We start from the raw sequence: 25,375 nt of genomic DNA, 5'->3' as shown, positions 1-25,375 counted from the left end.
TACCTACAACTGGCATCGTCCGCATGCCAGCCTCGACTACAAGCCGCCTATCTCCAGAATTCCGATGCCTGTGAACAACGTGCTGGCTTTACACAGCTAGCGCTGCGTGGTCACAGGCGGGCGCGCTGTGCGGCAAGGGCGTCGCGTTGCGCGGTCCAGTCGGCCAGGCGCTGACGCTCCTGTTCGACCACCGTCATCGGCGCGTTCTTGACGAAGGTCTCGTTCGACAGCTTGCCGTGGCATTTGGCCAGTTCGCCTTCGACGCGCTTGAGCTCCTTGTCCAGGCGCGTGCGCTCGGCATCGAGGTCGACCAGACCTTCGAGCGGGACGTACAACGCGAACTCGCCGACCAGGGCCGTGGCTGCCGGCGGCGGGTCGCCTTCGAGGCGGTCGATGCGCTCGAGGCGGACGAGGGACCGCAGCTGCGAGTCGAAGCGGCGCAGCCGCTCGGTCGACAGCGGGTGGTCTTCCCGAGTCAGCAGCACGATCTGGCGCGACGGTGAAACGCCCAGTTCGCTGCGGATGCGGCGCAGTGCGCTGACCATCTGCTTGAGCCATTCGACATCGGCGTCGGCCTTCGAGTACGCGGCCACGGACTGCGCGTCGGCCTGCGGATACGGACGCAGCGAGATCGTCGTGTCCGCGATGCCCAGCCGCGGTGCGACCTGGCGCCACAGTTCCTCGGTGACGAACGGGATCAGCGGATGCAGCAGTCGCAGCAGCGATTCGAGCACGTGCAGCAGGGTGCGGCGGGTGCTGTCGGCGGCCGCCTGGTCGGTGCCCAGCAGCGCGGGCTTGGCGAGCTCGACGAACCAGTCGCAGAACTGGTTCCAGGCGAACTCGTAGAGCGTCTGCGCGAGCAGGTCGAAACGGTAGCTCTCGAAATGCGTACGGGCTTCGTTGGCGGCCTGGTCCAGTCGCGACAGGATCCACTTCTCGGTGTCGGTCACCGGCCAGGCGGTATCGGCCGTGGCAGCGTCGAAGCCCTCGGTGTTCATCAGCACGAAGCGGGTGGCATTCCACAGCTTGTTGCAGAAGTTCTTGTAGCCTTCCGCGCGGCCGAGATCGAACTTGATGTCGCGACCAGGGCCCGCGAGCGCGGCCATCGTGAAGCGCAGCGGATCGGCGCCGTGCGCGGCGATGCCGTCGGGGAATTCCTTGCGCGTGGCCTTTTCGATCTTCGGCGCATCCTTGGGCTTCATCAGCCCGGTGGTGCGCTTGGCGACCAGATCCTCGATCGCGATGCCGTCGATGATGTCCAGCGGGTCGAGCACGTTGCCCTTGGACTTGGACATCTTCTGACCGTCTTTGTCGCGGACCAGACCGGTCATGTAGACATCGCGGAACGGCACCTGGCCGACCAGGTGATCGGTCAGCATGATCATCCGCGCGACCCAGAAGAAGATGATGTCGAAGCCGGTCACCAGCACGCTCGACGGCACGAAGTGCGCGAAGCCGCGCGCGTCCATTGCCGCCGCGTCCGGCCAGCCCATCGTGCCGATCGGCCACAGGCCCGACGAGAACCAGGTCTCGAGCACGTCGCTGTCCTGGTTCAGCGCCACGTCCGGCCCCAGGCCCGCCTTCTCGCGCGCCTCCGCTTCGGTGCGCGCGACGTAGATGTTGCCGTCGGCGTCGTACCACGCCGGGATGCGGTGGCCCCACCACAGCTGGCGGCTGATGCACCAGTCCTGGATGTTCTCCATCCAGTGGCGGTAGGTGTTGGTCCAGTTCGGCGGCACGAACTTGACCGCGCCGCTCTCGACGAGCGCCAGGCCACGCTCGGCCAGGCCGTCCATCGCGACGAACCATTGATCGGTCAGATACGGCTCGATGACCTGACCGGTGCGGTCGCCGCGCGGCACCTGCAACTTGTGCGGGCGGGCCTCCAGCATCAGCCCGTCGGCTTCGAGTTCGGCGAGCACCGCCTTGCGCGCCTCGAAGCGGTCCAGGCCGCGGAAGCGCTCGGGCGCGGCATCGTTGAGCGCGGCCTCGGGCGTGAACAGATTGATCGTCGGCAGGCCGTGGCGCTGGCCGACCTGGTAGTCGTTGAAGTCGTGCGCCGGGGTCACCTTGACCACGCCGGTACCGAATGCGCGGTCGACATAGGCGTCGCCGATCACCGGGATCGTGCGGCCGGTCAGCGGCAGCGCGACGGCCTTGCCGATCAGGGCTGCGTAGCGCGGATCCTCCGGGTGCACCATCACCGCGGTGTCGCCGAGCATCGTTTCCGGGCGCGTGGTGGCCACGACCAAGTGGTCGCGCGTCTCACGCAGCGTCTCGTTGCCGTCGGTGTCGGTCTCGACGTGTTCGTAGGTCGCGCCATCGGCCAGCGGATAGCGGATTTCCCACAGGAAGCCGTCTTCCTCTTCGCTGACGACTTCGAGGTCCGAGATCGCGGTCTTGAGCACCGGATCCCAGTTGACCAGGCGCTGGCCGCGATAGATCAGGCCCTGCTCGTGCAGGCGCACGAAGGCCTCGACCACGGCCTGCGACGGTTGCGGGTCCATCGTGAACGTCGTGCGCGACCAGTCGCCCGAGGCCCCCAGTCTGCGCATCTGGCGCTCGATCGTGCCGCCCGACTCGGCCTTCCATTCCCACACCTTCTCGATGAAGCGCTCGCGCCCCAGCGAATCGCGGGTCTCGCTGCTGCCGGCGAGCTTGAGGTTGCGCGAGACCACCATCTCGGTCGCGATGCCGGCGTGGTCGGTGCCCATCTGCCACAGCGTGCGGTAGCCGCGCATCCGGTGATAGCGCACCAGGGCGTCCTGCAGCGTGTGCTGGAACGCATGTCCCATGTGCAGCGTGCCGGTGACGTTGGGCGGCGGCAGCAGGATCGTGTAAGCCGGGCCGTCACCCTGCGGCGCGAACACGCCGCCGGCCTCCCACTCGGCATACAGGCGGGCTTCGAAGGAACCGGGATCGTAGCTGGGGGCGAGAGGCATGGTGGGAGCGCCGTGATTCGTGATGGGTGATACGGGATGGGAGCGCGGGTGTCCGGAGCGGGGCGGGACGCATGGCTCGACTGCCGAGGCCGTTCGCGGTGTTCGGCCGTCCCCTCACATGTCGTGCTTGGAGACCTCGAGTCCGGCGGCCTTGTAGTGGCGCCAGCGCTCGCGCAGAGGTTCGCGGGCCGAGTCGTCGGCGGGGACGACTTCGAGCACGCGTTCGAAGCCGCCATCAACCGCGGCGTCGCGCAGATTGATGACCAACGCGCGCATCGGGGTGTCGGCGTCGGGCGCTGCGATCAGTACCGGCGCCTCGTCGTCTTCCTCGTCGGTGCCGGCGATCTGGTGCGGGATGTAGTCGTCTTCGCCCATATCCCAGAGCATGTCGTCGAGCATCTCGGCTTGCGCCATGTCGCGCGCCAGCACCAGCGTCCACTGCTGCGCGGCATAGGCCTTGCGTACCAGTTCGCAGACCAGCCGGAGCGGCTCGTCGCGGAAACGGGGCTTGGCGATCAGATAGAAGTCGGCGCGCATGGAAGAGGCAGGGAAAGAGGTCGTCTCGAGCAGGGATCAGGCGAGCGGGCTAAACCGGGGTCAGAGTGCAATTCGAACGCGGGGTCAGAGTGCAGATTTCGCCTTGCGAAATTGCACTCTGACCCCGGTTTTCAGGCGGCGGCGCGATCGAGCAACCACTGCGACAGCAGGCCGACGGGGCGGCCGGTGGCGTAGGCCATCTTGCCGCTGCCGCTGGCGCTGCCGGCGATGTCCAGGTGGGCCCAGCGCTGTCCTTCGGTGAAGCGCGAGAGGAAGCAGCCGGCCGTGATCGCACCGCCCCAGCGTCCGCCGATGTTGTAGACGTCGGCGAAGTTGGAATCGAGCATCGACTGGTACTCGTCCCACAGCGGCAGGCGCCAGGCGCGGTCGAAGACGTGTTCGCCGGCGGCCAGCAGCTCGGCGGCCAGATCGTCGTGCTTGCTCATCAGGCCGGTGGCCTGCGTGCCGAGCGCGACCATGCACGCACCGGTCAGCGTGGCGACATCGACCAGGGCAGCCGGCTCGAAGCGCTCGGCATAGGTCAGCGCGTCGCACAGGATCAGTCGGCCCTCGGCGTCGGTATTGCCGACCTCGATCGTCTTGCCCGACATGCTGGTGATCACGTCGGACGGGCGATAGCTGTTGCCGTCGATCGCGTTCTCGACCGCCGGCACCACGACATGCAGATTGATCGGCAGGTCCAGGCCGACCGCGGACACGAACGTGCCCATGACCGTCGCCGCGCCGCACATGTCGAACTTCATTTCCTCGATGCCGCCTTGCGTCTTGAGGTTGACGCCGCCAGTGTCGAAGGTGATGCCCTTGCCGACCAGGACATAGGGCTTGGCGTCGCCACCGTTCTTCCAGCTCAGCACGACCAGGCGAGGCCGGTTGGCCGAGCCGCGGGCGACGGCCAGCAGCGAGCCCATGCCCAGCGCTTCCATCTGCGCTTCGTCGAGCACTTCGCACGAGGCCTTGTCGAAGCGGTCGGCAAACGTGCGCGCCTGCTCGGCGAGGTAGGCCGGGTTGCAGACGTTCGGCGGCAGGTTGCCCAGTTCGCGCGCGAACTTCACGCCGGCCGCGATCGCCTTGCCCTGTGCCAGCGCGTGGTCGTCGTCGCCGACGATGGTGATCGAGGTCAGCTTCGCCGGCTCGCGCTTCTTGTTGCGCGCGCCCAGCGTGGCGACATAGCGATAGGCAGCGTGATCGGCGGCGATCACCGCCTGGCGGATCGTCCACGCGGCGTCGTGGCCGGCGACCTCGAGGTCGGCCAGTGCCAGTGCCGCGTTAGCGACCGTGCCGTCCTTGAGTGCGCGGACCGCATCGCCGACGGCGCGCAGGTACTGGGGGGCGCCGAACTTGGCGCGCTCGCCCAGGCCGACGGCCAGCACCCGCGGTGCGGTCACGCCGGGCAGGTCGTGCAGCAGCGTGGTGCGCCCGGGCTTGCCGGGCAGGTCGCCGCGCTGGGCGAGCGCCGACAGGCGACCGCCGCTGGCGGTGTCGAGGGCGGCCGCCGCGCCCGACAGCGGACCGTCGGCGAAGACGCCGACGACCAGGCAGTCGCTCGACAAAGTGGGGGGCGCGTCGCGGTTCAGGGAGAATTCGAGGGTCATCAACCAGATTCCATGGGGTGATCGGTACACTTCACGGTCCAGCGGGCGTGGCCTGTGACAGGCTCGCCATCGCAGATGCGTCGTGAAGGCGCGGCTGGACGAACCCCCAAGTCTAAAGCAAAGCCCCCGCGCCCGATGCCGAAGCTCGACCGCTACCTGTTCCGCGAATTTGCCCAGGCGACCTTCGCGGCGCTGGTGGTGCTGATGATCGTCAGCCTCGGTGGGGTGTTCGCCGATGTGCTCGGCGACATCGCGCGCGGCCGGGTGCCGGCCGGCCTGATGCTGGCCCAGTTGGGCCTGCAGGTCGTCAATTACCTGCCGTTGATCCTGCCGCTGGGCCTGATGCTCGGCCTGATGCTGGCGTTCGGGCGCCTGTACCGCGACTCGGAGATGCCGGTGCTGACCTCGGTCGGGGTCGGCCCGGTGCGGCTGTTGCGGCCGCTGGCGCTGGTCGTGGTGCCGATGACGCTGTTCATCGGCGCTTGCTCGCTCTGGCTGGGGCCGTGGGCCCGCGCCTACTCGCAGCAGATGATCGAAGCCGGACAGCGCAGCCTGCTGGTCTCGGGGCTGGAGGCCGGCCGGTTCGTCGAGTTCCCCGGCGGCAACGGCGTGGTGTACGTCAACGCGATGTCCGACGACGGCAGCCGCCTGGGTCGGGTGTTCGTCTATCGCCAGGACGATGGACGCATGGACGTGACCACGGCCCTGAGCGGCGAGCTGAGCGTCGAGGCGGCCGGGCGCTTCCTGCGGCTGGACGAGGGCTTCCGCGTCGAAGGCCCGCTCGATGCCGGGCTCGATTACCGGCTGATGCGCTATGCCAGCAACGAGATCCGGTTGCCGGCGGCCGATCTGGGCGCCGATGCCGACGACCCGACGCTGCAACCCACGCTGACACTGCTCGGCGACGACCGCCGCGAGGCCCGCGCGCAATTGCATTTCCGGCTGGCGCCGCCGCTGTTGGCGCTGGCCTTCGCACTGCTCGCCGTGCCGCTGGCCCGCAGTCCGCCGCGCCAGGCCCGCTACGGCCGGATGATGATGGGCTTTCTGGCCTACGTCATGGGCATGAATCTGATGATGCTGGGGGCCGACTGGGTCGGCGAGGGCCGGATTCCGGTCGCCCTGGGTTTGTGGTGGCTGGTGCTGCCGTTGCTGGGCTTCGGCGCCTGGCTGTACTTCCGCGATGGCCGTGTGGTCGCGCCGAAGTGGAGGCGTGCGCGATGAGGCCGTGGGTGCGGATCCATGATCTCTACGTCGCCCGCATGGTCACCATCGCGGTGTTCGCGACCTGGGTGGTGCTGGTCGGGCTGGATGCGCTGATGGCCGGCGTCAACGAGATCGGCGCGGTCGGACAGGGCGATTACACCTATATGTCGGCGGTGGCCTACATCCTGCAGACACTGCCGCGCCGGGCCTATGTGATGTTCCCGACGGCGGCGGTGATCGGGTCGCTGATGGGACTTGGGCAACTGGCCGCGACGTCGGAACTGATCGCCATGCGCGCGCTGGGCCTGTCGCGGACGCGTCTGGCCGTCTCGGTCGCCTTGCCGCTGCTGGTGCTGACCGCGCTGATGGTGGTCAATGGCGAAACCCTGGGGCCGATGGCCCAGCGCAGTGCCGACAGCATGAAATCGGCGCAGCGCTCGAACAACATGGTGGTCGGCCGGTACTCTGGCCTGTGGGCGCGCGAGGGCGACACCTTTCTCAATGCGCAGAACGGCAGCGAGGTCGCCGAGGCGGGCGGCAGCCGGATCCAGTTGCAGGACGTGCGCCTGTTCGAGTTCGCGAGCGATGGCCGCCTCGAATCGGTGGCGCACGCCAAGACTGCCGAGCATGGCGCCGACGGCTGGCTGCTGCGCGACGTGCAGCGCACCTGGTTCGAGCCGCGCGCAGTGACCCGGACCGAGGCACTCGAGGAGCATTGGGCCTCGCAACTGGACGCCTCCACGTTGGCGGCCAGCGCCAGCAGCATCTGGCGGCCGCGCTACATGCCGGCCAGCGAACTGCGCGCGGGTATCGAGTATCGCAAGCGCAACCAGCTCGACGCCGGCGAGTTCGAGGAGCATTACTGGGGGCGCTGGTTCTACCCGCTCAATGTGCTCGCGCTGTGCCTGGCGGCGATTCCGTTCGCGTTCGGCTCGTTGCGCAGCGGCAATGCCGGCAAGCGGCTCTTCATCGGCGTGGTGTTCGCGCTCGGCTTCTGGCTCATGCAGATGCAGGTGGTGAAGTTCGCCGCGGTCTACCGGATCGATTTCCGCCTGGCCTACCTGCTGCCACCCAGCGTGATGCTGCTGGTGTCCTGGCTGCTGTTCCGCCGACGCGGCGCCTGACGGGCTACGCGCCGACTTCAGTCGTAAGGCCAGTCTTCGGCGTGCGGCGTGCTTGGCGGCGCCCGCCGTGCACTGGCTCGCGCAGGTCGTTCTAGCGCGCTGACCGCTTGGGGTCGCGCACGATCCGCGTGCCGCTCGCCCGGTCGTGCCAGGTCAGGCGGTCGCGATCGAGCCAGGCCCACCAGAACCCCAGGCCGCCGGCCAGCAGCGACACCGTCCCGATCGCGAAACGCAGCCACAACGCGCGCGACGTCGGCTGGCCGCCATCGGGCCCGCGCACGCGGATGCGCCAGGGCCGCATGCCCAGTGTCTGGCCGCCGTGCCGCCAGCTCACGACCGCATAGGCGCCGGTCGCCAGCCAGCAGCACAGCCACAGCAGCCACTGCAGTGCGCTCATCGGTGCGATGTTCTCGTGCGGGTCGTGATGGCCGGCGAACGTATAGCCCGCGGTGAACAGGGCCGACAGCAGCAGCCACAAGGCGAGCGCCGGCCACAGATCGTAGACCAGCGCCAGCAGCCGCCAGCCAATGAATGGACGGGCAGGGAGGGCGGGGCGGGAGGGCGATGCGGACATCGCGACAGGATAGCGGCAGCGCCGGGCGTTGCGCTGCGGGCGCACGGCAATGACGTCTACGTGCGGACCGCCAATCCAGGCCGACGGTGCCGGGCCGGGCGACCAGGCTCTAAGCTGCGCATGATGACGTCGACGACCGCCACACCTGCCGAACGCCGCGCCCTCGTGGTCGGCCTGCCGCCGTTGCGCGACGATGACCGCGCTGCGATCGAAGGGTTTCTCGACGCGTTCTGGGCGCAGACCGGCATCGCCGCGCAGACCGGTTCGGCCTACCGGCGTGACCTCGAAGGGCTCGCGCGCTGGCGCGATGGTCGTGACGGCGGTATCGCCAACGCCGACCGTGCCGCGCTGTTCGACTACCTGGCATGGCGCACACGCCATGGCTGGTCGCCGCGCAGCAACGCGCGGCTGTTGTCGGCGCTACGTGCGTTCTACGCGGACCGGCAGCGCCGGCATGGCCGTGCCGACGACCCGACCGCCTTGCTCGAACCGCCGAAGTTGCCGCGCCCGCTACCCAAGGCCTTGGGCGAATCGCAGATCGAGGCCTTGCTCGCCGCACCGGATGTGACCGCCGCCGATGGCCTGCGCGACCGCACGATGCTCGAGTTGATGTACGCCTGCGGTCTGCGGGTCAGCGAACTGACCGGTCTGCCGGCCAATGGCGTCAATCTGCGCCAGGGCGCACTGCGGGTCACCGGCAAGGGCGAGCGCACCCGCCTGGTGCCGCTGGGCGAGGAGGCGCAGCACTGGTTGCAGCGGTATCTGGCCGAGGCCCGCCCGGTGCTGGCCGGCGGCAAGCCGCTGCCGGCCGACGCCCAGGGCGGCACGCCCCTGTTCCTGACCGCGCGGCGCCTGCCGCTGACCCGGCAGCAGTTCTGGGGTCTGGTCAAGCGCTATGCGGCGGTCGCAGGCATCGACCCTGCCCGCATCAGCCCGCACGGCCTGCGCCACAGCTTCGCGACCCACCTGCTCAACCATGGCGCCGACCTGCGCGCACTGCAGATGCTGCTCGGTCACAGTTCCCTGTCGACGACCCAGATCTACACCCTCGTCGCCCGCGAACACCTCAAACGCCTCCACGCCACCCACCATCCTAGGGGGTGAGCCAAGCCCGCTTGCGCGGCACTGCCGCGCGGGCTTGGCGAACGCCCCGCGCGCTGCGCGGGGCCGGGCGTGCGCCGAAACAAATAGCCGACACTAATCCGACGCCGACCGCGCGGGGGCGAACGCCCCGCGCGCTGCGCGGGGCCGGGCGTGCGCCGAAACAAATAGCCGACACCAATCCGACGCCGACCGCGCATGCGCGACCGCCTCGCGTGCGGCGGAAGGGAACAGCGTGCCCGGTGGTCTCACTGCCCTCCCCGCGAGGAGGTCGGCGCCTTGGGCTTGCCGCAAAATGCGCCTCCATCCCAGCCTTCCACCCCTGAAGGGTGCAATGCCCCGCGGTGCGGGGGAAGGGGCCGAACACGATCGCTGCGGGAGATCGCCGCCCGCGTGTGGGTCGCGTGTTGGAAGTGATGCAGGGCAGGGCGTCGCGTCTGGCGCAGTCGCTGCGAGTCCCTCCCCCGCTTGCGGGGGAGGTCGGCGCCATCGGCGCCGGGTGGGGGCAGCGCGGATCTCCATGCGCTTCGCAACCTATCGCCGTCGCCACAGTGCGTCCGAACGTTTGTCCTGGCGCCACCGACCCTGGTCCGGGAAGGCGCGCCCAGCATCCGCGCACCGCGCCCAGCCCCAGCCTCATGCGCCTGCCCGCCGCCGTGAACGAGAACGGGCCAGTGAAAGCGGTCGGGGGCGTTCCGGTCCCGGCTTCGTGCCAGAATCGCCGGTCCTGGAGTTTCTCCGTCCGCGGTAGCCCGATGCGATGAAGCGATACCTGTTCGCCCTGTTGAGCGCCTTCAGCCTGTCCGCCTGTGCCCAGGGCACGAGCACCCCTGATGCGGCGGCCAATCCGGTCGCGCCGACCTCGGCTGCGAGCGCCGCCGCCAATGTCCCGCCGCCGCCCCCGGGCACGCCGGCCGCGATCGCGCGCAATGCGATCCTGTCGATCAACCCGCAGGTCTCGATCGAGAGCATCCACGACGCGCCGCTGCCGGGGTTCCAGGAAGTGATCGTCGCCGGGCAGGTGCTCTACGTCAGCAATGATGGCCGTTACGTCCTGCAGGGCAGCCTGTTCGATGCACAGGAGAAGCGCGACCTGAGCCAGTCCGGGCTGTCGCAGTTGCGCAAGCGCTTGCTGTCGGAGGTGCCCGAGGAGCAGCGGATCATCTTCGCGCCGGCCAACCCCAAGTACACCGTATCGGTCTTCACCGACGTCGAATGCGGGTACTGCCGCCGTCTGCACGACGACATCGCCGAGTACAACAAGCGCGGCATTGCGATCGAATACCTGGCCTATCCGCGCATGGGGCCGGGCAGCGAGGATTTCCGGCTGATGGAGTCGGTGTGGTGCGCGGCCGATCGCCGCAAGGCGCTGACCGATGCCAAAGCCGGTCGCCGGGTGACCTCCCAACCCTGCGCCAATCCGGTGGCGGCGCATTACGCGCTGGGCCAGCGCGTGGGCCTGACCGGCACCCCGATGATCGTGGCCGAGGACGGCACCCAGATGCCGGGCTACATGCCGCCCGACCAGTTGCTCGCCGCGCTGCAACGCCTGGCCGGCGCCGCCGGCGGCCGCTGAGCCGACCGTCAGTGCATGGCCGGGCGGCAGGCCCGGCCATTGGCTACAATGGGCGGCCCTGAATCACGGTTTGCCCGGACATGATCGTCCTTGAGGGCCAGCAGGCCCTGTCGCCGTTCCGACGCGAGCGGCTTGAAGCGCGTCTGCAAGCGGTCTCGCCGGCGCTGCGCGTCGCCGATGCCTGGCACGTCTACTTCGTCGAGGCCGAACCGGGCCGCACGCCGGACGACGCTACGCTGCGTCGCCTGCTCGAAGTCGATGCCGGTCCGGGACCTGCGCGCGCACCGGGTACGGTGTCGCGCATCGTGTCGCCGCGGCTGGGCACGATGTCGCCCTGGGCGAGCAAGGCCGGCGAACTGCTGCGCGGTGCCGGGCTGCCGATCCACCGCGTCGAGCGCGGCCTGCGCATCGATCTGCTCGGCTGGGCCGATTCGGCTGCAGAGCGCGCTGCGGTGGACAAGCTGCTGCACGACCCGATGACCGAGTCGTTGCTCGATGACGTCGATGCGGCGCAGGCGCTGTTCACCGTGCCGCAGCGTGGCGTGCTCGAGCGCATCCCGCTCGACGAGCTCGAGGCGGCGAATGCGCGGCTGGGCCTGGCGCTGGCAGACGACGAGATCGCCTACCTGCGCGAGCGCTTCGGTGTGCTCGGGCGTGCGCCTTCGGATGTCGAATTGATGATGTTCGCGCAGGCCAATTCCGAGCACTGCCGGCACAAGATCTTCAATGCCACGTGGACCATCGATGGCGAGGCGCAGCCGCAGTCGCTGTTCCGGATGATCCGCCATACGCATGCGCAGACGCCCGAGCACACGCTGTCGGCCTACAGCGATAACGCTGCGGTGGTGGAAGGCTATCCGGCGCGCCGCTTCCGACCCGATCCGGTGTCGTTCGAGTACCGCAGCGAGCCGTTGCTCGACAGCGCGTTCTGCATCAAGGTCGAAACCCATAACCACCCGACGGCGATCTCGCCGTTCGCCGGTGCGGCGACCGGCGCGGGCGGTGAGATCCGTGACGAGGGCGCGACCGGACGCGGCGGCAAGCCGAAGGCGGGCCTGACCGGTTTTACGGTGTCGCATCTGCGCATTCCGACGTTGCCGCAGCCGTGGGAGGGCGTGCGTGCGCTCAACCCGCGCATGGCGCCGGCGCTGGAGATCATGCTCGACGGGCCGCTCGGTGGCGCGGCGTTCAACAACGAATTCGGCCGGCCCAACCTGCTCGGCTATTTCCGCAGTTTCGAACTCGCCGAGGGCGACGACGGCCTGCAGCGCGGCTACGACAAGCCGATCATGCTGGCTGGCGGCCTGGGCGCGATCGATCGCACGATGGTCGAGAAAAAGCGTCTTTCGCCCGGCGATGCGGTCGTGGTGCTGGGCGGGCCGGCGATGCTGATCGGACTGGGCGGCGGCGCCGCCAGCTCCGTGGCCTCGGGCGAGAGCGCCGAGGACCTGGATTTCGCCTCGGTACAGCGCGACAACCCCGAGATGGAGCGGCGCTGCCAGGAAGTGATCGACCGCTGCGTCGCACTGGGTGAGCGCAATCCGATCCTGTGGTTCCATGATGTCGGCGCGGGCGGCCTGTCGAATGCGATTCCCGAGCTGCTGCACGACTCGGGTGTGGGCGGCATCATCGATCTGGATCGCGTCCCCAGTGACGACCCGTCGCTGTCGCCGATGCAGCTGTGGTGCAACGAGTCGCAGGAGCGTTACGTCCTGGGCATTCCGCAGGACCGGGTCGACGAGTTCACTGCGATCTGCGCGCGCGAGCGCTGCCCGTTCGCAGTCGTCGGTGTGGCGACGGCCGAAGAACACCTGACCGTCGGTTATGGCGTGCTGCCGCAATCGCTTCCCCCGCATGCGGGGGAAGGTGCCCGAAGGGCGGAAGGGGGCGAGGCCGCAAGCGGCGGCAATGCGTCGCAGCACCCGATCGACCTGCCGATGGACGTGCTGTTCGGTAAGGCGCCGAAGATGCACCGCGACAGCACACGGCTGGCGCCGCATCGCTGGCCGGCCGTGGATACCCGCAGCATCGACCTGCACGAAGCCGGCCTGCGCGTGCTCGCGCATCCGACCGTCGCGGCCAAGCAGTTCCTGGTCACGATCGGCGATCGCTCGGTCGGGGGGCTGACCGCACGCGACCAGATGGTCGGCCCGTGGCAGCTGCCGGTGGCCGACTGCGCGATCACCCTGTCGGACTTCGATGGCTTCACCGGTGAGGCGATGGCGATCGGCGAGCGCACGCCCCTGGCGCTGATCGACGCCGCCGCCGCGGCGCGCATGGCCGTTGGCGAGGCGATCACCAACCTGTGCGCGGCACCGGTGGAGACGCTCCACCGGGTCAAGCTGTCCGCCAACTGGATGGCGGCCGCCGGTCACCCTGGCGAGGACGCGCGTTTGTTCGATGCCGTGCGTGCGGTCGCGATGGAGTTGTGTCCGGCGCTCGACCTGTCGATCCCGGTCGGCAAGGACTCGCTGTCGATGCAGGCGCAGTGGCAGGACACCGCCGGCGCTTCCGTGTCGTCGAGCGCCCCGTCGCAAAGCGCCGACAACGTGACCCACAAGGTCGTCTCACCGGTCTCGTTGATCGTCAGCGCATTCGCGCCGGTGCCGGACGTGCGCACGCAGCTGACCCCGCTGCTGGCGCGCGCGCCGGGCAGCGAGCTGTGGCTGATTGGCCTCGGCGCGGGCAAGCAGCGGCTTGGCGGCTCGGTGCTGGCGCAGTGTTTCGATGCGTTCGGCGGGCCGTGCCCGGACGTCGACGATCCGGCCCGATTGAAGGCGTTCTTCGAGCTGATCTGCGAGGCGCGCGAGGCCGGCCTGCTGCTGGCCTACCACGACCGTTCCGACGGCGGCGCATTCGCCGCCCTGTGCGAGATGGCGTTCTGCTCGCGGCAGGGGCTGGACATCGATCTGGAAGGCTGGGGCGAGGCGCGTCACCGCGATGCCGTGCGCACGCTGTTCTCCGAGGAGTTGGGCGCGGTGGTGCAGATCGCGTCGGAGAACCGGGCCGAATTCGCCGATCTGGTCGAACGGCACGGTCTGATCGAATGCGCGCAGCGCATCGCCCGGCCCACGTCCTCGCCGACGATCCGTGTCGTCGATGGCGAGGACGCGTTGGCCGAGTGGAAGTGGGAGGCGCTGTTCGACGCGTGGTGGTCGGTGACGCATGCGATGCAGGCACTGCGCGACAACCCCGAGTGCGCCGACGAGGAGAGGGCGTCCGCGCGCGACTTCGCCGCACCCGGCTTGCGTCCCGTGCTCACCTTCGATCCGGCGTCGGTGCCCTCGATCGTCACCGGTGCGCGTCCGCGTGTGGCGATCCTGCGCGAGCAGGGCGTCAACGGCCAGATCGAGATGGCCGCGGCCTTCGATCGTGCTGGATTTGCTGCGATCGACGTCCATATGAGCGACCTCATCGAAGGACGCGTGGACCTGGCGACCATGCAGGGCCTGGCGGCCTGTGGCGGCTTCAGCTACGGCGACGTGCTCGGTGCAGGGCGTGGCTGGGCCACCTCGGTGCTCGAGCGGGCCCAGTTGCGTGACGCGTTCGCAGCGTTCTTCGAGCGCGGCGATACCTTCTCGCTGGGCGTGTGCAATGGCTGCCAGATGCTCTCCCAGCTCAAGGCGATCATTCCGGGCGCAGCGCACTGGCCGCGCCTGCTGCGCAACCGCAGCGAGCGCTTCGAGGGCCGGGTCGGCCTGCTCGAGGTCGTCGAATCGCCGTCGCTGTTCCTCGCCGACATGACCGGATCGCGGATCCCCGTCGCGATCTCGCATGGCGAAGGGCGCGTGCAGTTCGACGATGCGCAGGCGCGCTCTTCGGCGCGCGTGGCACTGCGCTATATCGAGGGCGATGGCACGCCGGCGGTGCGCTATCCCGCCAATCCCAACGGCTCGCAGGATGCGATCGCCGGGCTGTGCTCGGACGACGGACGCGCGACGATCCTGATGCCGCACCCCGAGCGCACCCCGCGCGCGGTCAACTTCAGCTGGGCGCCGGCCGATTGGTCGGACGCCAGCCCATGGATGCGGATGTTCCACAACGCGCGCAGGTCCTTGGCCTGAACTGACGCGATTCGTCACTTCCGCGCAAATCCGTCCCCATCGGGACCTGGCCAGACGGCTGGGTCCCGTCGTCGTGTCCGCCTTCCCGCTATCAACTAGCAGCGGGGGCTGCCTCCGAATCTGCAATTGGCTGTGAGAAAACCCAATCAATTCATTGGGTTGAAGCCGCGTGCCGTGCCGACGTAGAGGCGAGCACAAATCGTCAGCAAAAAGCACCCTTCGTCACCGTATTGACCTCCTGCGGCAGTGCCCCTTGACGCGGCGCGTCAGTCTGGAGAGAGTCGGCATCCGGTCGGTCGTTTGGGGACGATTCAAGTTGCGTACACTCGCCATTCATGAATTGCGCGCTGCCAAGCGCGTGTCCGCGTCCGGCGCGGGTTCCCAGCCCCACTGAATTCCATCCCAAAGCCGCTCGGTCGATCGTCGACCTGCGGCTTTTTTTTCGCCCGTATTCCATCAGACCAACAAGCACTCCGAGGGGAAGCCGTATGAACCGGATCTATCGCAAGGTGTGGAACAAGTCGCTCGGCCAGATCGTCGTCGCCTCCGAACTGGCGACCGGCGACGGTGTCGGCGCGACCATCACCGTCGGTCGGAGTGCACGCCCCGCGCTGCTGGCGCTGGCGCTGCTGGCCGCCATGCCCGCTGCCTGGGCGCAGGTCGCCATCGGCGAGCTCGCCGAATGCACGGTTGGCGGTGTGACCTACGAATGCATCGTGCCGGGGGACGCGTACGCTGCGGTGGGGGCGGTTGCCATCGGCGGCGCGGCACAGGCGGGCGGCGTGACGTCCACCGCCGTGGGCACGCAGACGGTCGCCACCGGGTTCGCATCGGGTGCCTTCGGCGCGTCGGCGCGCGCCACCGCCCTCCAGGCGCTCGCACTCGGTGCGAATGCACGCGCGATCGCCAACGACAGTGTCGCGCTGGGTGCCAATTCGCGTGCGAACCGCGCCAATACGGTGTCCGTAGGCGCCGAAGGCGAGGAGCGCCAGATCGTCAACGTGGCCGCGGGCGTAGAGGCCACCGATGCCGTCAACCGTGCGCAGCTCGATGCCGTTGCCGCCGTCGCGGATGTAACCGCGCAGTACGTCGCGGGGACCGGCGAAGGTGCGGCGGCTGCCGACGGCGATGTCGCCTTCGCTGCAGGCTCGGATGCGACGGCCGGCGGCGATGGTAGCGTCGCCATCGGTGCGGAGAGCAGCGCAGCCGGACTCGAAGCCACAGCGGTGGGCTATGGCAGCGATGCCTCGGGCGATTACGCGAGCGCAATCGGTGCCGAAAGCGTCGCCAGCGGCGGCCTGTCGGCCGCACTCGGCTTCCAGGCATCGGCGACCGGTGAGTGGTCGACCGCAGTCGGTGCGCTGGCGTCGGCGAGCGCGCAGGAAGCGACTGCCGTCGGCAATGCCAGCGATGCCGCCGGCGTCGCTGCGACCGCGCTCGGCACCGGCGCCGTGGCGTCGGCAGACAACAGCGTCGCGCTGGGTGCGAACTCGGTGGCCGATCGCGAGGACAGCGTCTCCGTGGGTTCGGAAGGTGCTGAGCGCCAGATCACCAACGTCGCCGATGGCACGGAGACGACCGACGCCGTGAACCTGGGCCAGTTGCAGGAAGCGACGGCCTACAACCAGTACTTCCGCGCCACCGGTGACGGCGAAGCCTACGCCGAAGGCGAAGACGCGACCGCGTCGGGCTCAAACGCGATCGCCGAAGCGGACTATTCGACTGCGGTCGGTTCGACCACCTACGCCTCCGGCGTCGGGTCTTCCGCCTTCGGTAGCGGCGCGAGCGCGAGCGGCCAGTACGCGACGGCGTCGGGTTACAACGCGGTCGCCGAAGGCGACTCGAGCACGGCCGTCGGTGGCGTTCTGTACTACGAGGACGAGGACGGCAATGTCGTGCTCGACCAGACGACGACCGCCAGCGAAGTCGGTGCATCGGCATTGGGCGCAGGCGCGCAGGCACTTGGTGAGTTCAGCACCGCGACCGGTGCAGCAGCCAACGCGACGGGCGCGCAATCGACCGCTGTGGGCTACAGCAGCAGCGCGGCCACGGACGGATCGAGTGCGCTGGGCGCGTTCTCCGAGGCGACCGGCGGCTTTGCCACGGCGGTGGGCTACGGCAGCGTGGCCAGCGGCGACTACGGCCTGGCGGTCGGTGGCATCGCCGATTACGGCGACCTGCTGATCGGCTTCCCCGGCTTCATCCTGCAGACGACCGAGGCCAGTGGTGTGGCGTCGACCGCGCTGGGCAATGGCGCCTGGGCAACGGATGTGGGCGCGACCGCGGTCGGTACGCTGGCCGAGGCGACCGGTGTGCAGGCGACCTCGCTTGGCACGCTGGCGTACGCAACCGCGGACGGCGCGTCGGCGCTGGGCAGCGGCAGTTCGGCCAGCGGCGTCGACTCGACGGCGATCGGCTTCCTGGCCGGCGCGTCGGCCGACAACAGCGTCGCGTTGGGTGCGAACTCGGTGGCCGACCGGGCGGATAGCGTGTCGGTTGGCGCCGCTGGCAGCGAGCGGCAGATCACCAATGTTGCGGCGGGTAGTGAGGGTACCGACGCGGTCAACGTCGCGCAGCTCGAGGAAGCGACCCAGTACAACAAGTACTTCGCCGCGTCGGGCGGTGAGGACAGCGATAACGCTGCGTATGCGGACGGCGACTATGCAACCGCGGCCGGCGAATCGGCGTTGGCATCGGCGCAGGGCGCTTCGGCGTTTGGTAGCGGGGCGTTCGCGCTTGCGGACAATGCGACGGCGACCGGCTTCAATGCCGTAGCCAGTGCGAGCCATGCGTTGGCGGCTGGCGCATTGGCCGAGGCATCGGGCGAATACGCGGTCGCAGTGGGCGCTGAGAGCCTGGCATCGGGCGAACTGGCCACCGCCACTGGCGCCGGTGCGGTCGCCAGTGGCGATGGCAGCTTGGCGTCCGGCGCGCTGGCAGAAGCCGACGGCGTCGAATCGACGGCGGTCGGCTTCTATGCGGCCGCGACCGGTGACGGCGCGACCGCGGTCGGCGCCGAGAGTGTTGCGGACGGCACGACAGCCGCGGCTTTCGGCTTCGGTGCAGAAGCCACCAGCAACTATGCGACCGCGCTCGGCGGGTATGCGACGGCGTCGGGCTTCAACAGCACGTCGGTCGGCAATTTCAGTACTGCGAGCGGCTCCAACGCGCTGGCTGTCGGTTCCGACAGTACTGCGTCGGGTGACTACAGCACTGCAGTGGGCCAGGCCGCGACGGCGTCCGGCATCAACAGTGTCGCGGTGGGTGGCGCACTGCTCGGGCTGATACCGGCCGAGGCCTCGGGTGACTACTCGACCGCGGTCGGTGGTTCGGCGTGGGCAGGGGGGAACAACAGCACTGCGCTTGGCAATTTCGCCGAAGCAGGCGCGGCCAACAGCGTTGCCTTGGGTGCGGATTCGATCGCAGATCGCGAAGACAGCGTTTCTGTCGGCTCGGAAGGCAATGAGCGTCAGATCACCAATGTGGCCGAAGGTACCGAGGCGACCGACGCTGTGAACCTGGGCCAGCTGCAGGAAGCGACGGCCTACAACCAGTACTTCCGCGCGACCGGTGACGGCGAGGCCTACGCCGAGGGCGAAGATGCAACCGCGTCGGGCTCGAACGCAATTGCCGAAGCGGATTATTCGACCGCGGTCGGTTCGACCACCTACGCCTCCGGCGTCGGGTCTTCGGCCTTCGGCAGCGGTGCCAGCGCGAGCGGTCAGTACGCAACAGCGTCGGGCTACAACGCGCTTGCGGAGGGTGACTCGAGCACGGCCGTCGGCGGCTGGCTGTACTACGAGAACGAGGATGGTGAGGTCGTGCTCGACCAGACGACGACCGCCAGCGAAGTGGGTGCATCGGCCTTTGGCGCGGGTGCGCAGGCGCTCGGTGCATTCAGCACCGCGACCGGCGCGGCGGCCAGTGCGATGGGCGCGCAGTCGACCGCACTGGGCTACAGCAGCAGTGCCGTCACGGATGGGTCGAGCGCGCTGGGTGCATTCTCGGAAGCGACCGGCGGCTTCGCGACCGCGGTGGGCTACGGCAGCGTGGCCAGCGGTGACTATGGCCTGGCGGTGGGTGGCATCGCCGATTATGGCGACCTGCTGATCGGCTTCCCCGGCTTCATCCTGCAGACGACCGAGGCCAGCGGTGTGGCGTCGACCGCGCTGGGCAATGGCGCGTGGGCAACGGATGTGGGCGCGACCGCGGTCGGTACGCTGGCCGAAGCGACCGGTGTGCAGGCGACCTCGCTCGGCACGCTGGCGTACGCGACCGCGGACGGCGCGTCGGCGCTGGGGAGCGGCAGTTCGGCCAGTGGCGTCGATTCGACGGCGATCGGCTTCTTGGCCGGTGCATCGGCCGACAACAGTGTGGCCTTGGGCGCGAACTCGGTGGCGGACCGCGAGAACAGCGTGTCGGTCGGTTCGGCGGGCGACGAGCGCCAGATCACCAACGTGGCGGCCGGTACGGAAGAGACCGACGCGGTCAATCTGGCACAGCTCGAAGACGCGACCGCTTACAACCGATACTTCAAGGCGACCGGCGACGACGAGGCCTATGTGACGGGCGAGGAGTCGGTTGCGGCGGGTGCGGGGGCGGCCGCCGATGGTGATTACTCGACCGCGGTCGGTTCGGCGGCGCAAGCGCTGGCGCAAGGGGCGTCAGCCTTCGGCAGCGGGGCGTTTGCGCTTGCCGACAACGCGACAGCGGTTGGCTTCAATGCCGTTGCCAGCGGCCAGAACAGCGCGGCGTTCGGCGCAGGTGCCGAGGCCGGTGGCGCGGCGAGTGTGGCTATCGGCGGTAATGCGGTCGACGAGGATGGCGAGCCGCTGCTGACCCTCGGCGGGCAGCCAGTCGAAACCTCGGCCACCAGCGCTGGCGTGGCCGGCACCGCTGTGGGTGCGAGCGCGGAAGCCAGCGGGTTCGCTGGGAGTGCGGTCGGTGTAGGTGCCACCGCCAGCGGCGATATGGCTGCCGCTTTTGGTGCCGTCGCGACGGCATCGGGCAGCCAGTCGACCGCACTCGGCTACGCGGCGGTCGCAACGTCCGCCGATTCCACGGCCATTGGTTCCTTCTCGGTTGCCAGCGGCGCCAACAGTGTCGCGATCGGTGGTGGCGCGGGATTGTTCAATCTCTTCCCCACCGAAGCCTCGGGCGACTTCTCCACGGCCGTCGGTGGCGCCGCGTGGGCCAGCGGCGATAACAGCACGGCATTGGGCAACTTCTCTACTGCCGCAGGTGAGAACAGCCTGGCGCTCGGTTCCGACTCGACCGCCTTGGCAGAGGGCAGCGTGGCATTGGGCCAGGGTTCGGAAGCCGACCGGGCCAACACCGTGTCGGTAGGTAGCGAGGGCAATGAGCGCCAGATCACCAATGTTGCGGCCGGTACAGAAGAAACCGACGCGGTGAACGTGAGTCAGCTGCAGGAAGCGACGGCCTACAACCAGTACTTCCGCGCGACCGGCGACGGCGAGGCCTATGCCGAGGGCGAGGATGCGACGGCTTCGGGCTCCAACGCAATCGCCGAGGCGGACTACTCGACCGCGGTCGGTTCGACGACCTACGCCTCGGGCGTCGGGTCCTCGGCCTTCGGCAGCGGCGCGAGCGCGAGCGGCCAGTACGCGACGGCGTCGGGCTACAACGCGGTGGCCGACGGCGATTCGAGCACCGCGGTTGGTGGCTGGTTGTACTACGAGGATGAGAACGGCGACGTCGTGCTCGACAAGACGACAATGGCCATTGAAGTCGGTGATTCGGCGTTCGGTGCAGGCGCGCAGGCGACTGGCGGATTCAGCACGGCCACTGGTGCAGCCTCAAGTGCCAGCGGTTTGCAATCCACGGCGACCGGCTATTCGAGTGAGGCTGCGGGCGACTACAGCGTCGCGAACGGTGGGTTCAGCGTCGCGAGCGGTCGAGGTGCCACTGCACTCGGATATGCGACAGAGGCATCGAATCAGTACGCCACGGCGGTCGGCTGGGGCGCTGTCGCCAGCGGTGCTGGCAGTACGGCGGTTGGCGGCATGGGAGATCTGGTGCCCGGCTTGGGCTTCCTGGTCCCGGCCGAAGCGGCTGGCACGGCTGCCTCCGCGTTTGGCTCGGGATCGGGCGCGTGGAGTAACTACACCACCGCGATCGGTGCCCTGGCGCAGGCCGACGGGGTAGGCGCGACGGCGCTGGGCTACTTCGCCTATGCGCAGGCCGAGACCTCGACTGCGGTAGGCGCGCAGTCCTGGGGCAGCGGCGATCGCGCCACTGCGGTGGGCTACTACACCACGGCTGAAGGCGACGACAGTACTGCACTGGGATTCAATGCGCTCGCATTGGCTGATAACAGCGTCGCGCTGGGCGCGAATTCGGTCGCCGATCGAGAGGGCAGCGTGTCGGTCGGCTCGGAGGGCAGCGAGCGTCAGATCACCAATGTCGCGGCGGGCACCGAGGACACCGATGCGGTGAATCTCGCGCAGCTCAACGCCGCCGCGGACGGCGCCCTGCTCGCGGGTCGCTACTTCCGAGCCACCGGCGACGGCGAGGCGTATGTCGAGGGTGAGGACGCGATCGCGGCGGGCTCGAATGCGATTGCCGAAGCGGACTATGCGACCGCGATGGGCTCGACGACCTATGCGTCGGGTGTTGGGTCTTCGGCCTTCGGCAGCGGCGCGACCGCGAGCGGTCAGTACGCGACGGCATCGGGCTACAACGCGCTTGCGGAGGGCGATTCGAGCACGTCCGTCGGCGGCTGGCTGTACTACGAAGACGAGGACGGTAATGTCGTACTCGACCAGACGACGACCGCCAGCGAAGTGGGTGCATCGGCCTTTGGCGCGGGTGCACAGGCGCTCGGTGCATTCAGCACCGCGACGGGCGCGGCGGCCAGTGCGACGGGCGCGCAGTCGACCGCACTGGGCTACAGCAGCAGTGCCGTCACGGACGGATCGAGCGCACTGGGCGCGTTCTCTGAGGCAACGGGCGGCTTCGCGACCGCGGTGGGCTACGGCAGCGTGGCCAGCGGTGACTACGGCTTGGCGGTGGGCGGCATCGCCGATTACGGCGACCTTCTGATCGGCTTCCCGGGTCTGATCCTGCAGACGACCGAGGCCAGCGGTGTGGCGTCGACTGCGCTGGGCAATGGCGCCTGGGCAACGGATGTCGGCGCGACCGCGGTCGGTACGCTGGCCGAGGCGACCGGTGCGCAGGCGACCTCGCTCGGCACGTTGGCGTATGCGACCGCGGACGGCGCGTCGGCGCTGGGCAGCGGCAGTTCGGCCAGCGGCGTCGATTCGACGGCAATCGGCTTCCTGGCCGGGGCGTCGGCCGACAACAGCGTCGCGCTGGGTGCGAACTCGGTGGCCAATCGCGAGGACAGCGTGTCGGTCGGCTCGGCAGGCAATGAGCGCCAAATCACCAATGTCGCCGCCGGCACCGAGGACACCGATGCCGTGAACCTCGCGCAGTTGCGCAGCATGTCCGATGGCGTCGGCGGCAAGCTGCAGGACGCGATGCAATCGGCGGCCGACATCTTCGGCGGCGGTGTCACGATGACGGCCGCCGGCACGTTGAGCATGCCGAGCTACGCGATCCAGGGTGCCAACTACACCTCGATCGGCGACACCTTCGCTGCACTCGACAACCAGATCACCGAGCTCAAGACGCGCGTGGGCCAGGTCGAGACGGTGATCGAGTCGGGCGCCGGCACCAACGACCAAGTGGCGGTGGGTGGCGATACGCCTGCGACGATCGCCGACGGCTCCAACGGGGTCGCGGTCGGCGACGGTGCACAGACCGGTGGCCAGAACGGCGTGGCGGTGGGCGGCGATGCCTACGCGCACGGCCCCAACGACACCGCGATCGGCGGCAACGCCAAGGTGTATGCGGACGGCAGCACGGCGCTCGGCGCCAACACGACGATCACCGCCGAGGCGACCAATGCAGTGGCCGTCGGTGAGGGGGCGAGCGTGAGTGCGGCTTCGGGTACGGCGCTGGGGCAGGGCGCATCGGTCACTGCGGAAGGTGCGGTCGCACTGGGACAGGGCTCGGTCGCAGACCGCGCCAACACGGTCTCGGTCGGCAGCGCGGGCAGCGAGCGTCAGATCACCAACGTCGCGGCCGGTACTGCCGCGACCGACGCCGCCAACGTCGGCCAGGTCAATGCCGGTGTTACCGAAGCCAAGGCCTACGCCGACACCACAGCGACACAGGCGGTGGCCACCTCCAAGGCCTACACCGACCAGAAGTTCGCCGCCTGGAACGACAACTTCGAGACGTTCAAGGGCGATGTCGATCGTCGGTTCTACGACACCGACCGCCGCATCGACCGTCAGGGCGCGATGGGGGCGGCGATGTTGAACATGGCCACCAGCGCCGCCGGCATCCGTACCCAGAACCGGGTCGGCGTCGGTGTCGGTTTCCAGGGCGGCGAAAGTGCGCTGTCGCTCGGCTACCAGCGTGCGATCAGCGAGCGCGCCACGATCACCGTGGGCGGCGCACTCAGCGGCGATGAGAAATCCGTGGGTCTGGGTGCCGGCTTCGGCTGGTAATCCCGCAAGGACCGGTGGGCTGCCTGCCGGTCCGCGGTTCGATGGCATCGGGGCTGCTCGATGCCATCCATGCGACGTCCGTCGGGATGGTGGCCCTGTGCTGTCGTGCCGACGCTTCCGAGGTCCAATACTCCAACGAGGGTCCAAAATGAAGAACAGCATCATCCCCAGCGCCCTGGCCATCGCGGTCGGTGCGGTGCTCGCCACCGGCGCCGTCCATGCGGGCAAGACCCAGCGCCCGGCCGACAAGGCGGGGACCGAGGCGCCATTGCAGCAATCGGACGCGACCCCGATCCGGCGTTTCATCGTCGAGTACCGGGACGGCGCGCGGGAGCGGCAGGACCAGCAGGCGGCGGTGGCCGGCGTCCGGACGGCACTCGCTCGCTCGGGCATCGTGCGCGGCGCCGCCAAGGCGAACAACGTGCAGTACCTGCGCACGCTCGCGACCGGGCACCAGGTCATGCGCCTGGCCCAGGGCGTGGACCGCGTCTCGGCCGAAGCCCTGATGCGACAGATCGCCGCCGATCCGAACGTCAAGTCGGTCGCGCCTGACCGTCTGCGCCAGATCGCGGCGGTCCAGCCGCAGGCGGCCTACGTGCCCAACGATCCGGGTCTGGAATGGCAGTGGCACATGCTCGCACCCGACGGCACGGTGACCGGCGACGGCGGTCCCAACCGCGGCGGTATCAACGCGCCGGCCGCCTGGGACCTCACCGACGGCGACGGCATCACGATCGCGGTGCTCGATACCGGCATTACCGAGCATCCCGACATCGACAGCTCGCTCGGCGATGCCGGCTACGACTTCATCTCCGATGCGTTCGTGTCGGGTCGCGCCACCGATGACCGCGTCGCGGGCGGTTGGGACCTGGGTGACTGGACAATCGGCTACCCCGGTGCGGAAACCTGCCAGCAGCGCAACAGCAGTTGGCATGGCACCCACGTCGCCGGCACCGCAGGCGCGCAGCGCACCGATAATGGCATTGCGGTCACCGGTGTCGCCTATGGGGCCAAGATCCTGCCGGTCCGCGTGCTTGGCCATTGCGGCGGCTACGATTCGGACATCGTCGACGCCATCATCTGGGCGGCCGGCGGTGATGTGGACGGCGTGCCGGCCAATGCCAACCCCGCGCAGGTCATCAACCTGAGCCTGGGCGGCAGCGGCGCCTGTTCGGCAGCCGAGGCCGACGCCATCGCGCAGGCGAATGCGCTTGGCGCGACCGTGGTGATCGCCGCGGGTAACAGCAATGCCGATGTGGCGAACTTCTCGCCGGCCAACTGCCCGGGTGCGATTGCCGTCGCGTCCAACGGCATCACCAGTCGCCGTGCGTACTATTCCAACTACGGCACCGGCATCGATATTTCGGCTCCGGGGGGCGGCGTCTACACTAACGACGGCAGCTCGGGCACGCAGATCGAAGACGGCTTCGTGTGGCAAGCCAAGAATCCGAGCACGACGACCCCCACGCCGCTGGCCAGCATCACCGGCGCGCCGACCTACGGCACCGCCGGCACCTCGCAGGCCTCGCCGCATGTCGCCGGCGTGGTCGCACTGATGCAGGGCGCACGCCTGGCCGCCGAGCTGCCGCTGCTCACCCCGGAGGAAGTGCTCGATGTGCTCAAGCGCACCGTCACGCCCTTCACGGTGGCACCGTCGACCAGCCAGCCGATCGGCCCGGGCATCGTCAATGCCGGCGCCGCGGTGATGAAGGCCATCGAGCCGCCGTGCGATCCCGAGGTCGAGACCTGCGCACCGGATTCGACGCCGATCGGCAATGGCGTGCCGATGCGTAGTCTGGCGGGCACGGCGGGCAGTGAGACGCTGTACTCGATCGAAGTGCCGGCCGGTGTGACCGGCGCGCTGACGATCACCACCAGCGGTGGCAGCGGCGACGTCTCGCTCCATGTCAGCCTCGACGAGGCGCCGGCGCAGACCGGGACCTGGAACTCGACGCGTCCGGGCAACACCGAGACCGTCCGGATCAACCGGCCGGCCGCGGGCGTTTACTACATCAAGCTCGCCGGCACGCGCGCCTACAGCAACGTGACCCTGCAGGCCAAGTTCACCACGCCGGGGGTGTAAGACCGCCGCCGCACCCGCAAG

At 69.1% G+C, this 25,375-nt stretch carries 11 protein-coding genes; 7 read left to right on the top strand and 4 right to left on the bottom strand.

What is annotated here, in order from left to right:
* Nucleotides 1-110: 110 nt before the first annotated feature.
* From FHW73_RS17045 to FHW73_RS17035, 3 genes are all read right to left on the bottom strand, one after another.
* Nucleotides 111-2,942: a valine--tRNA ligase gene (locus FHW73_RS17045; RefSeq protein ID WP_183427948.1), complete on the bottom strand. Its 2,832-nt coding sequence runs from the start codon at nt 2,940-2,942 to the stop codon at nt 111-113.
* A gap of 114 nt (nt 2,943-3,056) precedes the next feature.
* Nucleotides 3,057-3,479 carry a DNA polymerase III subunit chi gene (locus tag FHW73_RS17040; protein ID WP_183427947.1) on the bottom strand — a complete coding sequence of 141 codons (423 nt, stop codon included), beginning with the start codon at nt 3,477-3,479 and terminating at the stop codon, nt 3,057-3,059.
* Between the two features lie 131 nt (nt 3,480-3,610).
* Nucleotides 3,611-5,092: a leucyl aminopeptidase gene (locus FHW73_RS17035; RefSeq protein WP_183427946.1), complete on the bottom strand. Its 1,482-nt coding sequence runs from the start codon at nt 5,090-5,092 to the stop codon at nt 3,611-3,613.
* Between the two features lie 135 nt (nt 5,093-5,227).
* Here FHW73_RS17035 and lptF point away from each other — a divergent pair, with 135 nt between their 5' ends.
* Nucleotides 5,228-6,313 carry an LPS export ABC transporter permease LptF gene (gene lptF, locus FHW73_RS17030; RefSeq protein ID WP_183427945.1) on the top strand — a complete coding sequence of 362 codons (1,086 nt, stop codon included), beginning with the start codon at nt 5,228-5,230 and terminating at the stop codon, nt 6,311-6,313.
* Complete coding sequence (gene lptG, locus FHW73_RS17025; RefSeq protein ID WP_183427944.1) at nt 6,310-7,419, top strand: LPS export ABC transporter permease LptG; 1,110 nt, start codon at nt 6,310-6,312, stop codon at nt 7,417-7,419. The genes lptF and lptG overlap by 4 nt, the downstream gene beginning before the upstream one ends.
* A gap of 91 nt (nt 7,420-7,510) precedes the next feature.
* Here the strand turns inward: lptG and FHW73_RS17020 are convergent, their stop codons facing one another.
* Entirely contained in the window at nt 7,511-7,993 is a 483-nt protein-coding gene (locus FHW73_RS17020) for an RDD family protein (RefSeq protein ID WP_183427943.1), read from the bottom strand.
* 123 nt (nt 7,994-8,116) lie between these two features.
* Between FHW73_RS17020 and xerD the strand changes: the two genes are divergently transcribed.
* The 5 genes from xerD (at nt 8,117) to FHW73_RS16930 (ending at nt 25,354) form a co-directional block, all read left to right on the top strand.
* Nucleotides 8,117-9,097, top strand: coding sequence for a site-specific tyrosine recombinase XerD (gene xerD / locus FHW73_RS17015; protein WP_183427942.1), 981 nt, complete (start codon nt 8,117-8,119; stop codon nt 9,095-9,097).
* 757 nt (nt 9,098-9,854) lie between these two features.
* Nucleotides 9,855-10,670, top strand: coding sequence for a DsbC family protein (locus FHW73_RS17010; RefSeq protein ID WP_183427941.1), 816 nt, complete (start codon nt 9,855-9,857; stop codon nt 10,668-10,670).
* A gap of 80 nt (nt 10,671-10,750) precedes the next feature.
* On the top strand, nt 10,751-14,734 hold the full coding sequence (gene purL / locus FHW73_RS17005) for a phosphoribosylformylglycinamidine synthase (RefSeq protein WP_183427940.1): 3,984 nt from the start codon (nt 10,751-10,753) through the stop codon (nt 14,732-14,734).
* 488 nt (nt 14,735-15,222) lie between these two features.
* Nucleotides 15,223-23,271 carry an ESPR-type extended signal peptide-containing protein gene (locus FHW73_RS17380; protein WP_221187620.1) on the top strand — a complete coding sequence of 2,683 codons (8,049 nt, stop codon included), beginning with the start codon at nt 15,223-15,225 and terminating at the stop codon, nt 23,269-23,271.
* 148 nt (nt 23,272-23,419) lie between these two features.
* Entirely contained in the window at nt 23,420-25,354 is a 1,935-nt protein-coding gene (locus FHW73_RS16930) for a S8 family serine peptidase (RefSeq protein WP_183427939.1), read from the top strand.
* Nucleotides 25,355-25,375: the final 21 nt, after the last annotated feature.

This window comes from Luteimonas sp. RC10 (genome assembly GCF_014192745.1).
GTDB lineage: Bacteria > Pseudomonadota > Gammaproteobacteria > Xanthomonadales > Xanthomonadaceae > Luteimonas.
This window is presented reverse-complemented; position numbering and strand designations above follow the sequence as displayed.

What these genes read in the sequence shown, in the direction of transcription:
- FHW73_RS17040 (WP_183427947.1), bottom strand. Translation starts at nt 3,479, where the DNA reads ATGCGCGCCGACTTCTATCTGATCGCCAAGCCCCGTTTCCGCGACGAG.
- FHW73_RS16930 (WP_183427939.1), top strand. Translation starts at nt 23,420, where the DNA reads ATGAAGAACAGCATCATCCCCAGCGCCCTGGCCATCGCGGTCGGTGCG.
- FHW73_RS17380 (WP_221187620.1), top strand. Translation starts at nt 15,223, where the DNA reads ATGAACCGGATCTATCGCAAGGTGTGGAACAAGTCGCTCGGCCAGATC.
- purL (WP_183427940.1), top strand. Translation starts at nt 10,751, where the DNA reads ATGATCGTCCTTGAGGGCCAGCAGGCCCTGTCGCCGTTCCGACGCGAG.
- FHW73_RS17020 (WP_183427943.1), bottom strand. Translation starts at nt 7,993, where the DNA reads ATGTCCGCATCGCCCTCCCGCCCCGCCCTCCCTGCCCGTCCATTCATT.
- xerD (WP_183427942.1), top strand. Translation starts at nt 8,117, where the DNA reads ATGACGTCGACGACCGCCACACCTGCCGAACGCCGCGCCCTCGTGGTC.
- FHW73_RS17045 (WP_183427948.1), bottom strand. Translation starts at nt 2,942, where the DNA reads ATGCCTCTCGCCCCCAGCTACGATCCCGGTTCCTTCGAAGCCCGCCTG.
- lptG (WP_183427944.1), top strand. Translation starts at nt 6,310, where the DNA reads ATGAGGCCGTGGGTGCGGATCCATGATCTCTACGTCGCCCGCATGGTC.
- FHW73_RS17010 (WP_183427941.1), top strand. Translation starts at nt 9,855, where the DNA reads ATGAAGCGATACCTGTTCGCCCTGTTGAGCGCCTTCAGCCTGTCCGCC.
- lptF (WP_183427945.1), top strand. Translation starts at nt 5,228, where the DNA reads ATGCCGAAGCTCGACCGCTACCTGTTCCGCGAATTTGCCCAGGCGACC.
- FHW73_RS17035 (WP_183427946.1), bottom strand. Translation starts at nt 5,092, where the DNA reads ATGACCCTCGAATTCTCCCTGAACCGCGACGCGCCCCCCACTTTGTCG.